The 216-nt window shown below is 53.2% G+C and carries 1 protein-coding gene; it reads right to left on the bottom strand.

From position 1 onward, the window contains the following. Nucleotides 1-216, bottom strand: a 216-nt coding sequence (locus FDX22_RS08610; RefSeq protein ID WP_146717050.1) for a phosphoenolpyruvate carboxylase, incomplete at both ends; no start/stop codon positions are given.

Genomic DNA, 216 nt, shown 5'->3' with positions numbered 1-216 from the left:
CAGGCGGTTCTGCGTCCAGGCGAAGATCCACGGAATAGCACGCAGAGACTCTACGCCACCGGTCGGGCGACGTTTTGCCGGACGTGAGCCGAGTGGTAACTTGCCCAGTTCCTGCTCTGGTGTTGCGGAACGGAAGTAAGGTACAAAGTCTTTGTTTTCACGAACATATCCACGATAGAGATCGCAGGAGATATCTGAAAGCTCATCCATGATATG

It is taken from the genome of Citrobacter sp. TBCS-14, assembly GCF_005280805.1.
Lineage (GTDB): Bacteria > Pseudomonadota > Gammaproteobacteria > Enterobacterales > Enterobacteriaceae > Citrobacter > Citrobacter gillenii.
Note: the sequence above shows the minus strand (reverse complement) of the source record. Positions and strands in the feature narration are given on the sequence as shown.